We start from the raw sequence: 13,737 nt of genomic DNA, 5'->3' as shown, positions 1-13,737 counted from the left end.
CCAGCAGTTGCAAATCACAAAAGGACTCGATGAATCCCGATTTTCCAGCAATACAAGCATGAAATTATTTATCATCTGTATTGTTTTCCTTTTTCTTATGCGTCGAACCTAGACAAAGAAATGAGGAACCAAGACATAACCATACTATAGCCATAGAATTTTCATTTCCACTCGTAAAGCCAATAGCTGACGCTATGAAAAACAGAACTGATGCAATATAAAATAAGATTGGTTTGTTTATTCCTTTTTTCATAAATAAGAAACTCCTCCAAATACCGATTGTTTTCTTGGCACCGTTTTGGCATCGGAAGCCTTAGTCGAAAAGATTTTTTTCCACGGCTAACAAATGCTGCTCTACCAACTTTATATTGCACCGGTAGTTTTTAATTGTTATAATCGAAACATGGGTGCTACCATAACGGTAGGCGGTTAGTCCTTCAACAGAGGGACTGTGACCCTCTGATTACATAGAAACCTGAAAGGGAATCCACTGGAAAGGAGGGCTAAGCCAATGAGTATTGTGGACTTCATAGCAGTAGTGAGCTTCGGCTTAACCTGCTTTAGTATCGGATATACATTAGGCAAAGATAATCATAAACCACAAAAATAACCGCCCTGTCTGCAAACTAAGCGGTTATCTTTGATAGATATTCTAAATAGTAAAACGGACTAACCGTCTATCGGTAGCACTCTTTTTCTATAATCATATTAGCACGCATGTGCAGAAATGTCAAAAAATTTTTATTCTACTTTTTGAAGTTTTGACATATCCAATCCATGCCGGATCATCATCAGAATATCCCATTTTTAATTCTATGTACATTAAATTGTTAATCATTCTTATTCTCTCTTGATTCCAAATTTTGCAACATCTCAACAAACTGGAAGCTGTAAACCTGATTGTTCCTAAATTAACTGTGGCATACCATTGATAAACATATGCCATGCCTGTCATTTTTCGCACTAAGTTTCCATCCGTGCATTTCAACGATTTCTTTTGAGAGGGCAAGCCCTATTCCGCTGTTTCCGTTTTGTCCCGTATGAAAACGTTCAAACATATGGGAAAAATCCTCTGTGCTAAGTTCTCCTCCATCGTTCCAGATGGAAAGGACTTGATTTTTCCACGATATTTCGATTTGACTACACGCATATTTTACGGAATTAGTTATCAGGTTAGCAACAGCGTGTTCCAGCTTCTCCGGGTCTCCGTTGACATATCCTTCGTCCAGTTCTAACGATACTGAAAGGTTTCGCCTGTTCACAATTCCTTCAAGCGGCATCAAAATATCTTGAACCAGTGATGCCATTTCTATTGGTTCACACTTTAATGGTTCCGTACCGCTTTCCATTTTTGATAAATACAGGATATCCTCAATAAGTTTACTCATACGCTCCGTCTGAGACACTATCATTCTGCCCGCTTGAGAATAATCGGTAATGACTCCCATTTCAATCTCCTCCGCATATCCGCAAATTGCCATAAGCGGGGTTTTTAATTCGTGAGATGTATTTTCAAAAAAGGTCTTCTGAGCTTTGTCATTTTGTTCAAGTTTTTTCCCGAGAAAATATCCAATGGCAGCACCGAGAGCGGCAATGACAAAAGCATCCAGCAAAACACCAAAACTGATTTCTTTTACGAGTTCTGGTTCGCCGGTAACATCCACATAAGCAAGTAATCTCTCATTGCCGTCTTCGTAATACTCTGTTCTGGCTTTCATATAATAAGTTGCTTCGTTAATTTTTGCCCTTTGCATTTCATCAGACGGGTGTGTTTCATACCAGTCAATAAGTTTCTTCTCTTTGGGTGTCAAAATCTGATATATGTCATCCCTGTTTTCTGAATCTGCCCCCATATATACAAGTGAGGCATAATATAAAGAGCCCGTATCATTTTCAGATTCGTAATTCAAATATTCGTCTGAATCCAAAGTAAAAACGTTTTTAATTGCATTCTCAGCTCTCAGCTCTATTTTTTTATTAAAAACTATGTTCAGAATCAGCAGGCTCAAAAGCATGGCTGCCATAACGGCGGAACCTGTAAGTGTGGCAATTTTATAACGTGTCTTATTCATTACAATCCTCCAGTTTATAGCCATAGCCCCAGACAGCACTAATGCGAACTTTGCTGCCTGCGGTCTTCATTTTCTGCCTGACTCTTCTTACTGTCTCATCGACAACTCTGGTTTCTATCTCCGTAGAATCTATTCCCCATACTTTGTCGAGAATTTCATTCCGGGGGATTGCCGTTCCACCATGTTCCATAAGACATCCCAGAAGCGAAAATTCTGTCATAGTCAGACCAATATCATGCTCTTTCACAATGGCATTATGCTTCTCCCATGAAAAACACACATCACCAAAGGAAATATCTGCCTTTACCGGTATATTCATTTCAACTCTTCGGAACAACGCATTTACCCGGACAACAAGAAGTGACGGCGAAAATGGCTTAATCAGATAGTCATCCCCTCCATACATAAATCCCTTCATATGGTCAGACTCTGAATCCTTTGCCGTCAAAATAATAATAGGAACTGATGATATTGTCCTTAGCTTTTTACATATGGAAAGACCGTCTGAACCCGGCATCATAATATCAAGAATAACAAGATCACAGGGCTTCTCCTGAAAAGCAGAAAAGAGTGTATCACCATTCTTGTATGCTGTTACCTCATATCCGGCATTGGATAAAAATTCTGTGAGTATTTCTCGTATATCCTGTTCATCATCTGCCAAATAGATTTTTTTTGCCATATCTTTAATCCCACATGAGGGGAGTCCCTCAGAAATTCTGTGAGATTCCCCATATTATATCTTTCAAAATCAGTATGTCTGTATTTTAGTTCCACCTGCTTTCGCTTCAAGAGCGATTGCCTGTGCCTCCAAAGCATCAATCTCATCTGAATACTTCGCATAGCGAGAAGCAAATTCCTCGTCAGAGAGGTTATCAGAGCCGTTATAAATATTGTCATAGATTGCATCAATTTTATTGTAAATACTGTTAAGCTGATTGACTTCATCTTCGCTCAAATTTCCATAGTATCCCTCATACCAACCCGCTTTCTTTTCAAGCGTTTCAATCTGTGCGTTCAGTGATGTAATCTCGTCATCATACTTTGCATAGCGGGCTTCGATCTCATCGTCTGAAAGATCATCGTCCGTCCACACTTCCGCATCAATTTCTTCGATTCTTTCATATGCTTTCTGAAGCTGTTCTGCTTCCTCTGCGGTGAGCTTGCCTGTATCATACAGAGCATTACACTCATCCTCGGAATATTCATATTCCTCGTTGTCGATCCACCCGGCTTTTTTATCAAGCTCCTCAAGGCGATCCATGAGGGTATCGGTTTCATCCTGATACTGATCGTATCTGGCATAGATATCTTCATCAGAAAGACCATCTGCATCTTTCATTACCTCTTTGTCGATAGCGTCAAGTCGGTCATAAATGGAGTTAAACTCTTCAATCTCCTTCTGAGTGAGAGAACCATAATCTACATTTGTTTGTGTTACCTCTGATGTAGTCACTGTCTCCTCCAGTGTCTCCTTCTGGGCAGCCATGGCAGGAATACCTGCGGATGTAGTCATTGCTGCTGCAAGTGCTATTACCGTTCCTCTTTTGAATAATCTGTTCATCATTTTAGTTCCTCCTGATTTTTTATTTACCGGTTGTTCGGTATGGCTAAAGTATAGCTCAGACAAATGTAAAAATATCCTTAGAACAGTCATGAAAATGTCAAGAAAGTGTAACAGCACAAGATTTCCTATAAACCATATTTACTCTCGCCTCTTAAGGGTTACAGTCTTTTTTCAAATACCAACAATTTTTCTAAATTTGCAATTCCGATTTACCTTCACCTTATTTTACCATAGTGCTTTCTAAAGTGCTATTCTAATATATACAAAAGTGTAAAAGAGCGATCTCTTCTCTCACACTCACACATATACCATACCAGGTTCCTCTTTCTTCATCTTTGTACGCTGCCATACTTTCTCCCCCCTACATTGCAATCTGGGAATATCCATAAAATTTCTTTTCCCAGAATGCCCTCGGTATCTTGCCCGCAACGGTTACATATCCCTGATCTGCAAGCTCTTTGTTCAGTTTGCGAAGCAGCTTGTAAGCATATCCAAGTGAAATCCCCATGCTCTCTGCAACTTCTTCCGCTGTAATCATATAGTTCTGTCTCTGCATATCATTTCCTCCTTGTCTATAATTATCATTTTCACTGATACTATATCATTTTAAATAATCATTGTCAATAATTTTTATCATCATGAATGATATTTTTCTATATTGTTGATTTTTATCATTTGTGATATACTAATCATAGCTTTTAAGGAGGTGGATAATATGCAGGAATCATCTATTTCAGAAAAAATAAAAGAGCTGCGAACTGATCTGAAGATGAATCAAAAAAACTTTTCCGCAGCTATTGGTATACGTCAGTCAACTTTATCCAGTTATGAAAATGGTGTGGTTACTCCCTCCAATGATGTGTTATTGACTATTGCTCAGAAATTTCATGTCTCACTGGACTGGTTATTTGGATTATCTGAAAATAAAGTACAGATTTCTACTCTCAGCGATATTCTTTGGGTTTTACTGCAGATGAATGAATCCAATGAACTCCGGTATGAACTGGATATAAATAATAAACTTCCCGGTGATATAGAAACAGAAACACAGAAATGGTATGCCGGACTTCGCTTTTATGGAAATGATCCTGAACATTCTTTAAACGCAGATATGTGTAATTTTCTTGCTGATCTGCAGGAGAACAGAGAAAGCCTGGAATCTTATTTCACAGGCAAAGATATGTTTGATATGTGGAAAAAGCAGACGTTGGAATACTACACTTCCAAACCTGTCACCCATAAAGAAATTGAAGAACTGGATTTTGAGACACGAATCCGTAAACGAGATGAACTTTTAACACAGAAATTTTCCAATAACGAACAGAAATAGTATCATAACAGTATCACAGGCAGATATGCGAAGATTTTCATTTTCTTCCCATACCTGCCTGTTTTCAATTTATTCGCTATTCTTTACAGCCTTATTTTAAACTTTTTACTCAACAGAAAAACCCCGGAAACCTTACGGTTCCGGGGTATCTTACGTTTGGACACATGTACCTTGCGGTACTCAATATATATTAGTCAGTGATTACTCGATGATTGTAGCAACACGTCCTGATCCTACAGTACGTCCACCTTCACGGATAGCGAAAGTAAGACCCTGGCTCATAGCGATTGGGTGGATCAGTTCGATTGTCATCTCGATGTTATCTCCAGGCATGCACATCTCTGTTCCTTCTGGAAGGCTGATAACACCTGTAACGTCTGTTGTTCTGAAGTAGAACTGTGGACGATAGTTGTTGAAGAATGGTGTATGACGGCCACCCTCGTCTTTAGTCAGAACGTAAACCTGAGCTGTGAATTTTGTATGGCATGTGATTGTTCCTGGTTTAGCAAGAACCTGTCCACGCTCGATCTCGTTTCTCTGAACACCACGAAGAAGTGCTCCGATGTTATCACCAGCCTGAGCCTCATCAAGAAGTTTACGGAACATCTCGATACCAGTTACAACTACTTTACGAGTCTCTTCTTTGATACCAACGATCTCAACCTCATCAGATACGTGAAGAACACCAGCCTCTACTCTACCAGTAGCAACTGTTCCACGTCCTGTGATAGAGAATACATCCTCTACAGGCATAACGAATGGTTTATCTGTGTCACGCTGTGGATCTGGGATATAGCTGTCAACAGCATCCATAAGATCCATGATTCTGTCGCCCCACTCACCAGCTGGATCCTCAAGAGCTTTAAGAGCAGAACCTTTGATTACCGGGATATCATCTCCTGGGAAGTCATACTCGGAAAGAAGCTCACGAATCTCCATCTCAACCAGCTCAAGAAGCTCTTCATCGTCAACCATATCACATTTGTTCATGAATACAACGATGTAAGGAACACCAACCTGACGAGCAAGAAGAACGTGCTCTTTAGTCTGAGCCATAACACCATCGGTAGCTGCTACAACAAGGATAGCACCATCCATCTGAGCTGCACCAGTGATCATGTTCTTAACGTAGTCAGCATGTCCTGGGCAGTCAACGTGTGCATAATGTCTCTTCTCTGTCTGATACTCAACGTGTGCTGTAGAAATTGTGATACCACGCTCTCTTTCCTCTGGAGCTTTATCGATATCTTCGAAGTTCTCTACTACGTTTCCTGGAACTCTTTCAGCAAGAACTTTTGTGATAGCTGCTGTTAAAGTTGTTTTACCATGGTCAACGTGTCCAATAGTACCAATGTTACAATGCGGTTTTGTTCTCTCAAACTTAGCCTTTGCCATTTTAAAATGTCCTCCTTGATTAGTTGGCTCATTCTCTATAAAAATAGAGCGCCATATCGATTTTAAACTTGCTATCCTTGATTATATTGCAAATCAAGGATATTTGCAAGCTTTTTATTGTTTCATGTGAAATCCTGATTCAGCCTGTAGTTAAATCAGTCTTTCTTTGCCAGAACTTTTTCCTGAACACTCTTTGGAACTGGCTCGTATTTCTCGAAGAACATGGAGTAGTTACCACGTCCCTGAGTTCTGGAACGAAGATCTGTTGCATATCCGAACATTTCGGAAAGCGGAACATATCCACGGATCATCTTACCTCCGCCGATATCATCCATACCTTCGATACGACCACGACGGGAGTTGATATCACCGATAACATCACCCATGTAATCCTCTGGTGTGGTTACTTCAACCTTCATGATAGGCTCAAGAAGGATTGGAGCTGCCTTCTGCATAGCATCCTTGAATGCAAGAGAACCTGCAATGTGGAATGCCATCTCAGAAGAATCGACTTCATGATAAGATCCATCGTATACATTTGCATGTACACCAACAACCGGATATCCACCAAGGATACCAGCCTTCATAGCCTCTTCGATACCTTCTCCTACAGCCGGGATATATTCCTTCGGAATAGCACCGCCGACAACAGTAGACTCGAACTTGTACAGTTCTTCGCCGTTGGCATCCATAGGCTCGAATTTAACTTTACAGTGACCATACTGTCCACGACCACCGGACTGTTTAGCATATTTACTGTCTACGTCAACAGCCTTGGTGATTGTCTCTTTGTAAGCAACCTGAGGAGCACCTACGTTAGCCTCTACGTGGAACTCACGAAGAAGACGGTCAACGATGATCTCAAGGTGAAGCTCACCCATACCAGCGATAATGGTCTGTCCTGTTTCCTGATCTGTATGTGCACGGAAGGTCGGATCCTCTTCTGCAAGTTTTGCAAGAGCCTCACCAAGTTTGCCCTGTCCTGCTTTTGTCTTAGGCTCGATAGCCAGCTCGATAACTGGTTCCGGGAACTCCATGGACTCAAGGATTACTGGATGCTGCTCATCACAGATTGTATCACCAGTTGTGGTGAATTTGAATCCGATAGCTGCAGCAATATCACCGGAGTAAACCTTATCAAGCTCCATACGCTTGTTAGCATGCATCTGAAGGATACGGCCAACACGCTCTTTTTTGCCCTTTGTAGAGTTATATACATAGGATCCGGAATTCATTGTTCCTGAATATACACGGAAATATGCAAGTTTTCCAACGAATGGGTCTGTCATGATCTTGAATGCCAGAGCGGAGAACGGCTCTTCATCAGAAGAATGTCTCACGGTCGGGTTTCCATCCATGTCAACACCATCAATTGGTGGAATATCTGTTGGAGCAGGCATGTACTCCAGGATAGCGTCCAGAAGTTTCTGAACACCTTTGTTTCTATATGCAGAACCGCAGCATACCGGAACAGCTGTACACTCGCATGTACCTTTTCTCAGAGCTGCTTTCAGTCTGTCTGTGCTTGGCTCTTCGCCCTCAAGATATTCCATCATGAGATCGTCATCCAGCTCACAGATCTTCTCGATCAGTTCTGTATGATAAAGCTCAGCATCTTCTTTCATGTCTTCCGGGATATCGGTGATAGTGATATCATCGCCCTTCTCATCATTGTAGATGTAAGCTTTCATTTCGAATAAGTCGATGATTCCCTTGAAGTCATCTTCTTTTCCGATTGGCAGCTGCAGGCAGATTGCATTTTTACCAAGACGAGTCTTGATCTGCTCTACTGCGCCGTAGAAGTTTGCACCAAGGATGTCCATCTTATTGATGAATGCCATACGTGGTACATTGTAGGTATCAGCCTGACGCCAAACGTTCTCAGACTGTGGCTCAACACCACCCTTTGCACAGAATACGCCGACAGCGCCATCCAGTACACGAAGGGAACGCTCAACCTCAACAGTAAAGTCTACGTGGCCTGGGGTATCAATGATGTTGATACGATGCTCCAAAGCGCCTGGCTTCGGTTTGCAGTTCTCTTCCAGTGTCCAGTGACATGTTGTTGCAGCGGATGTGATTGTGATACCACGCTCCTGCTCCTGCTCCATCCAGTCCATGGTAGCAGTACCTTCATGAGTATCACCAATCTTGTAGTTGACACCTGTATAGTACAGAATTCGTTCTGTAAGAGTTGTCTTACCTGCATCGATATGAGCCATAATACCAATGTTTCTGGTTCTCTCGAGCGGGTATTCTCTACCTTCTTTTCCAGCCAATGGATTTTCCTCCTTGATTAGAAGCGATAGTGAGCAAATGCTTTATTTGCTTCAGCCATCTTATGCATGTCTTCTTTCCTCTTTACAGATGCTCCGGTGTTATTGGCTGCATCCATAAGCTCGTTAGCCAGTTTCTCTTCCATGGTCTTCTCGCCTCTCTTGCGGGAGAACATGGTGATCCAGCGAAGAGCCAGAGCCTGACGTCTGTCAGCTCTTACCTCGATCGGAACCTGATAAGTAGCTCCACCGATACGTCTTGCTTTAACTTCAAGCTGAGGCATTACGTTGTTCATTGCCTCTTCAAATACTTCAATTGCTGGCTTGCCAGATTTTTCTTCCATTCTGGCGAATGCTCCGTAAACAATTTTCTGTGCAACACCTTTCTTACCATCTAACATGATGTTATTGATAAGCTTTGTAACAACTTTATTGTTGTACATCGGGTCTGCCAGAACGTCTCTTTTCTGAGTATGTCCTTTACGTGGCACGTTACTTCCCTCCTTAATCATCCTGATTATCTCATCGGTACTCACGCAGTAAACTATTGCATGTTCGCACTGGTAATGGTCCTATATTTAACCCGCAACCGACAGGGTATATGGAATACCGTACAAATCTCTATAGTCTCCGCAGCAATACGGATGGATTATTTTTTAACTTTCGGTCTCTTAGCGCCGTATTTGGAACGGGCCTGTTTTCTGTTAGCAACACCTGCGGTATCAAGAGTACCTCTGATGATGTGGTATCTTGTACCAGGTAAGTCCTTAACCCTTCCTCCACGGATCAGAACAACGCTATGCTCCTGAAGGTTGTGACCTTCTCCTGGGATGTAGCTTGTTACTTCGATTCCGTTGGAAAGACGAACTCTGGCGATTTTTCTAAGAGCTGAGTTAGGCTTCTTAGGAGTAGCTGTTTTAACAGCTGTGCAAACGCCACGTTTCTGTGGTGCAGACTGCTCAACTGCTTTCTTTCTTAAAGAGTTATAAGTTCTCTGCAGAGCCGGAGCTGTAGATTTCTTAACAGCTGTCTGGCGTCCTTTTCTTACTAACTGGTTGAATGTTGGCATTCCATTTCACCTCCCGATTTATTTCTCCATAGATTGTTCTATGGGGTTTCCTTGCGGTTGCTATTATCTTAGTAAGCGCGGAAAAAAATGCCTTATTTCGCACGCTTTTTGATTATATCCTGTCTGCATATCTCTGTCAAGGTGTTTTTCATCAATTTTTCCTTATTTTTCAAGGTTTTTACAATTTATCACGGTGAATTATAAATAGGTTTCTTCTTATTATAATGTATTTTTTACTGCTGTTCTGGAGCGTGTAAAAAAATCATTCCCGTGATCTGCATCACAATTTGTGGGAGATTTCGCTCGGATGAGGGCGCCTTAGCGGGCTACGGTAACCGAATTCGGGTAAAATATACCGCAAATTGTGACGCACATCTTGCAGAAAGCCTTTTTCAAACACGCTCTAGGAAAACTTAACTTTACATTGCATTCACAGCTTCACATTATTATAATAAGAAACAAGAACTTTTCAGCACCTCTACAGTACCTGCTTTTCGAAATACAATCTGCTGAATAGTCGAAAAAAAAATTAACATGAACAGGAGTATACATATGTGTTTCAAAAAAGCAGTGGCTAAATCCAGTAGATTCTCCCGGATTTTTGCATTTGGCCTCATGATTTTTTCCGGAGCAGGACTTATAAATCTGTGCACTGTCTGTGCTGAGACCACTGACGATCTTCAGGGACCGCCTGTAGCCCAGTCACATATAATCGGTATTGATCCCGGTCATCAGGGTCCAAATGTGGATATGAGTGACCTTGAACCTCTTGGTCCAGGTTCCACAGAAATGAAAGCCAAAGCCTCAACAGGAACCCAGGGAACTTTTTCAGGTCTGCCTGAATACCAGCTAAATCTGGATGTTTCTTTAAAGCTGCAGCAGATTCTGGAAGACCGTGGCTATCAGACAGTTCTCACCAGAACGGATAATGATACTGCCATCAGCAATAAAGAGCGAGCTGAATATGTAGCCGGTCAGGGGGCTGATATTTGCGTGCGCATCCACGCCAATGGTGCTGAGTCTTCCTCTGCTGCCGGTGCACTTACCATTTCCCCCTCCTCTTCCAATCCTTATGTATCCCAGCTCTATGATGATTCCAACATCCTTTCCCAGTTCATTCTGGATGCCTATTGTGACGCAACCGGATTTGAAAACCGCGGCGTAACATATGCCGACAATATGACTGGAATTAATTGGAGCACCATTCCGGTAACTATTGTGGAAATGGGATTTATGACCAATGAATCTGACGATCTGAAAATGAGCGATCCGGATTTTCAGGACACAATGGCATCCGGAATCGCAGATGGGATTGATGCATATTTTGCGGAAAAATAAATCTGGATTTATTGCCATAAAATAATGTCTCTTCCAGATATTTCATTGATTCGAAAGGAGAACTTATGAAAAATAATAGAAAGAAACAAACCTCTTCTTATCTGCTGATTTTTCTTGGCATTGTCGCTGCTTTACTGATTCTTATCATTCTTTACCTTACTTTCTTCAGAAAGGACAGCCAGAGCAGTATTAATCTGGCAAAAAATGATTCAGCAACAGATCAGACTGAAGATTTCACTGACAGTGAAACTTTCAGTTTTACCTCTGGTGATGAGACTTCTGATGACGCCGACCAGAGCGGCTTTGTTTCTGATGATGGAAGTTCCGACAGCGAAGCTTCTACTGATGCTTCTTCTGTCCAGGGACCTTCCCGGAAAGAAAGTGCAGGTCCTGTGCAGTCTTCTCCAGCTCCGGAGGAAGTAACTGTTCCTTATCAGACTCCTGCTGCCAATGCAGAACCAGTAGGTCCTTCCCAGTCATCCGGTTCCGACTCCGCGCAAACAACAGATGGCACTTCCCAGGAAAAAGAAGATTCTTCCATGACTGCTATTACCCCCGAACTTTCTGACGATGACGGCACCATCTCTCCCTCTCACGGAAGTTCTGCTTTTGACAACAAATCCGATGAAAAGATGGATACTCTGGTCACTCAGATCCAATCCCAGCTTCCTGGGGCAAACGGTTCCTGGAGTGTTTATATTTGTGACCTTGCAGGCGGCTCAGAGGCTACGATCAATGATTCTCCAATGCAGGCAGCCAGCCTGATCAAGCTTTTCATTATGGGTGCAGTATATGAGAATTATGATTCTTTGTCCCAGCAGTATGGTTCTGCCACCCTGGATTCCTATCTGACACCAATGATCACCGTCAGTGACAATGACGCGGCAAACAGTCTGGTTTCCTGCCTGGGAGGTGGCGACAGCACTGCAGGTATGCAGAAAGTAAACAGTTTCTGTCAGTCTCACGGCTACACAAATACTTCCATGGGACGACTGCTTCTTGCCAGCAACGAATTCGGAGATAATTACACTTCTGCCTATGACTGTGGAAAATTCCTAAAAGAAATTTACCAGATCTGCTCTGGTACTACTCAGACGCCAAGCCTTTTACATGCAGAAGAAATGTATTCCCTTCTGAAACAGCAGCAACGTACCAACAAGATTCCTGCTGCCCTGCCAGAGGGCGTCAGCGTTGCCAACAAAACCGGCGAGCTTTCCGATGTAGAAAATGATGCCGGAATCCTGTACAACGCACAGGGCGGAAATGATCTGGTCATCGTCTTCCTTTCCCAGAACCTCTCCAGCCCGGGAGAAGCCCAGAATACAATTGCACAGCTTAGCCGCAGTATTTATCTCTACTATAATGATTAACCTTAATTGCTATTAAAAATGCGCAGTGCCTCCAAACAACACTGCGCATTTCTATATTAAGAAACTGCTTACTCCTCGTCCCCATTCTCTTCATATGACATTTCCCATATCTCCGAAAAAACAGCCAGCGGACAATCCGTCAAAAGACACATCAGAAGGAAGCATTCATATGGGTTCACAATATAAATCTCGCTCATTCCACACTTTTTCAGAATTCTCTGCGCTTCCTCTATGAAATGGTGGTATCTGTCATAGGGATCATCATCCTCCATCTCCTGAGACACGATAAAGAACTCCAGCGTAAGAAGATCAAACCGCTCTACCGGGAATTTGTGATTCAGAATATTGGTAATTCTCTGTCTGCTGAATCTCTTCTGGCTGAAATGTTTCGCCAGGATAGAGGCCGACATTTTTTTTAGATTTCCCATCTTATTAATAGGAATACCATTGCAGATTACCTTCTCCAGATCAGAAGGAGTAATATTCTCCGGTTTCCAGATCTTATCCCGGCATTTCTCCTCCTCATCCTTCTGATACATGGCCGCAATGATCTGCTTCGCGTGTTCCAGAAGGCGCAGGAACTCCTGAAATGCCTGACTCTTCTCATTCATGGGATCATCCCAGCCAGCTTTCAGGCATGCCAGATATTTCAGCAATTTTTCCTCTGTATCTATGATAAAATCGCCGCCTATCACTTCTGCCACTTTCCCCTTATCTGTTGCAGGTTCCATGGATTTGTAATTCTCTTTATATTCCTCTGCCTTGCTGTAAGGAAGCTGCTTACTATAACAATACCAGTAAATCACTTCCTCTGGATTATGGAAATCAAAATCCTGCTCCTTCAGCACCCTTGTCAAAAAGTCAGAAACATCCTCCGCGCTCATGCGAAGCCCGAAGCCCAGCAGAAATACAGTCTCGCGCTTTACTGAGGCCTGTGTAAGCCAGTTGTTCACCAACGCAGGAAGCTTAGTTGAAGTAGGATTCATAGACTTGGGTGTATACGTTTCCCGGAAAGAATCAACTGCAATATCTCGGTATACCTCCTGAGGCACTTCCCCAAACGGTTCCTCAATCCCGGCTCTTTCATAGATATATCTCTTCAAATGATCTCCGAACGAAACCAGCTCCATCTCTTTATATAAATAATGAAAAATAACGTCCGCATCTTCATCCTCAAATCCGTCCAGACTGACTACCTGACGAAATCTCTGGGCGGCCCTTCTGGTAAATTCAAAATCCTTTACGGAATCAAATGCCACTGTCTGTTCAAAATCAAGATCCTGCATACGATTTTTCATCATAAATCACCTTCATTTTCCT

At 42.3% G+C, this 13,737-nt stretch carries 14 protein-coding genes; 4 read left to right on the top strand and 10 right to left on the bottom strand.

The genetic code is table 11. The annotated features are described in order from the left end of the window. Nucleotides 1–64: 64 nt before the first annotated feature. The 5 genes from AB5Z12_RS13705 to AB5Z12_RS13685 all read right to left on the bottom strand — a co-directional run bounded on the left by AB5Z12_RS13705 (nucleotide 65) and on the right by AB5Z12_RS13685 (nucleotide 4,195). Nucleotides 65–253: a hypothetical protein gene (locus AB5Z12_RS13705; protein WP_118583292.1), complete on the bottom strand. Its 189-nt coding sequence runs from the start codon at nucleotides 251–253 to the stop codon at nucleotides 65–67. A gap of 658 nt (nucleotides 254–911) precedes the next feature. Next, nucleotides 912–2,024: a cell wall metabolism sensor histidine kinase WalK gene (locus AB5Z12_RS13700; RefSeq protein ID WP_173716711.1), complete on the bottom strand. Its 1,113-nt coding sequence runs from the start codon at nucleotides 2,022–2,024 to the stop codon at nucleotides 912–914. Between the two features lie 40 nt (nucleotides 2,025–2,064). Then, a complete protein-coding gene (locus AB5Z12_RS13695; RefSeq protein ID WP_019163079.1) occupies nucleotides 2,065–2,754 on the bottom strand; it encodes a response regulator transcription factor in 690 nt (229 codons plus the stop codon). 69 nt (nucleotides 2,755–2,823) lie between these two features. After that, the gene (locus AB5Z12_RS13690; RefSeq protein WP_173719246.1) at nucleotides 2,824–3,639 is read right to left on the bottom strand and encodes a hypothetical protein; all 816 of its coding nucleotides are present in this window, start codon (nucleotides 3,637–3,639) and stop codon (nucleotides 2,824–2,826) included. 361 nt (nucleotides 3,640–4,000) lie between these two features. Further along, nucleotides 4,001–4,195, bottom strand: coding sequence for a hypothetical protein (locus tag AB5Z12_RS13685; RefSeq protein ID WP_055053915.1), 195 nt, complete (start codon nucleotides 4,193–4,195; stop codon nucleotides 4,001–4,003). A gap of 159 nt (nucleotides 4,196–4,354) precedes the next feature. Between AB5Z12_RS13685 and AB5Z12_RS13680 the strand changes: the two genes are divergently transcribed. Then, nucleotides 4,355–4,969, top strand: coding sequence for a helix-turn-helix domain-containing protein (locus AB5Z12_RS13680; protein WP_070100139.1), 615 nt, complete (start codon nucleotides 4,355–4,357; stop codon nucleotides 4,967–4,969). Between the two features lie 201 nt (nucleotides 4,970–5,170). Here the strand turns inward: AB5Z12_RS13680 and tuf are convergent, their stop codons facing one another. From tuf to rpsL, 4 genes are all read right to left on the bottom strand, one after another. After that, nucleotides 5,171–6,364, bottom strand: a complete 1,194-nt coding sequence (tuf, locus tag AB5Z12_RS13675; RefSeq protein ID WP_195380199.1) for an elongation factor Tu — start codon at nucleotides 6,362–6,364, stop codon at nucleotides 5,171–5,173. A gap of 155 nt (nucleotides 6,365–6,519) precedes the next feature. Continuing rightward, a complete protein-coding gene (gene fusA / locus AB5Z12_RS13670) occupies nucleotides 6,520–8,643 on the bottom strand; it encodes an elongation factor G (RefSeq protein ID WP_226815287.1) in 2,124 nt (707 codons plus the stop codon). 17 nt (nucleotides 8,644–8,660) lie between these two features. Beyond that, nucleotides 8,661–9,131 carry a 30S ribosomal protein S7 gene (rpsG, locus tag AB5Z12_RS13665; protein ID WP_207664929.1) on the bottom strand — a complete coding sequence of 157 codons (471 nt, stop codon included), beginning with the start codon at nucleotides 9,129–9,131 and terminating at the stop codon, nucleotides 8,661–8,663. A 158-nt stretch (nucleotides 9,132–9,289) separates the two neighbouring features. Next, nucleotides 9,290–9,709, bottom strand: a complete 420-nt coding sequence (gene rpsL / locus AB5Z12_RS13660) for a 30S ribosomal protein S12 (RefSeq protein WP_117854826.1) — start codon at nucleotides 9,707–9,709, stop codon at nucleotides 9,290–9,292. A 270-nt stretch (nucleotides 9,710–9,979) separates the two neighbouring features. On the opposite strand from rpsL, the gene AB5Z12_RS13655 reads away from it, so the two are divergent. The 3 genes from AB5Z12_RS13655 (at nucleotide 9,980) to AB5Z12_RS13645 (ending at nucleotide 12,417) form a co-directional block, all read left to right on the top strand. After that, nucleotides 9,980–10,126 carry a DUF6783 domain-containing protein gene (locus AB5Z12_RS13655; protein WP_308768448.1) on the top strand — a complete coding sequence of 49 codons (147 nt, stop codon included), beginning with the start codon at nucleotides 9,980–9,982 and terminating at the stop codon, nucleotides 10,124–10,126. Between the two features lie 135 nt (nucleotides 10,127–10,261). Beyond that, nucleotides 10,262–11,047 carry an N-acetylmuramoyl-L-alanine amidase gene (locus AB5Z12_RS13650; protein WP_243880126.1) on the top strand — a complete coding sequence of 262 codons (786 nt, stop codon included), beginning with the start codon at nucleotides 10,262–10,264 and terminating at the stop codon, nucleotides 11,045–11,047. Nucleotides 11,048–11,112: 65 nt separating this feature from the next. Beyond that, nucleotides 11,113–12,417 carry a serine hydrolase gene (locus AB5Z12_RS13645; RefSeq protein ID WP_243880128.1) on the top strand — a complete coding sequence of 435 codons (1,305 nt, stop codon included), beginning with the start codon at nucleotides 11,113–11,115 and terminating at the stop codon, nucleotides 12,415–12,417. 68 nt (nucleotides 12,418–12,485) lie between these two features. Here the strand turns inward: AB5Z12_RS13645 and AB5Z12_RS13640 are convergent, their stop codons facing one another. Next, nucleotides 12,486–13,718, bottom strand: coding sequence for a hypothetical protein (locus AB5Z12_RS13640; protein ID WP_330602697.1), 1,233 nt, complete (start codon nucleotides 13,716–13,718; stop codon nucleotides 12,486–12,488). Between the last annotated feature and the right edge of the window lie 19 nt (nucleotides 13,719–13,737).

It is taken from the genome of Ruminococcus sp. RTP21358st1_G6_RTP21358_211008 (genome assembly GCF_040908885.1).
GTDB classification, from domain to species: Bacteria; Bacillota; Clostridia; order Lachnospirales; family Lachnospiraceae; genus Blautia_A; species Blautia_A faecis.
Note: the sequence above shows the minus strand (reverse complement) of the source record. Positions and strands in the feature narration are given on the sequence as shown.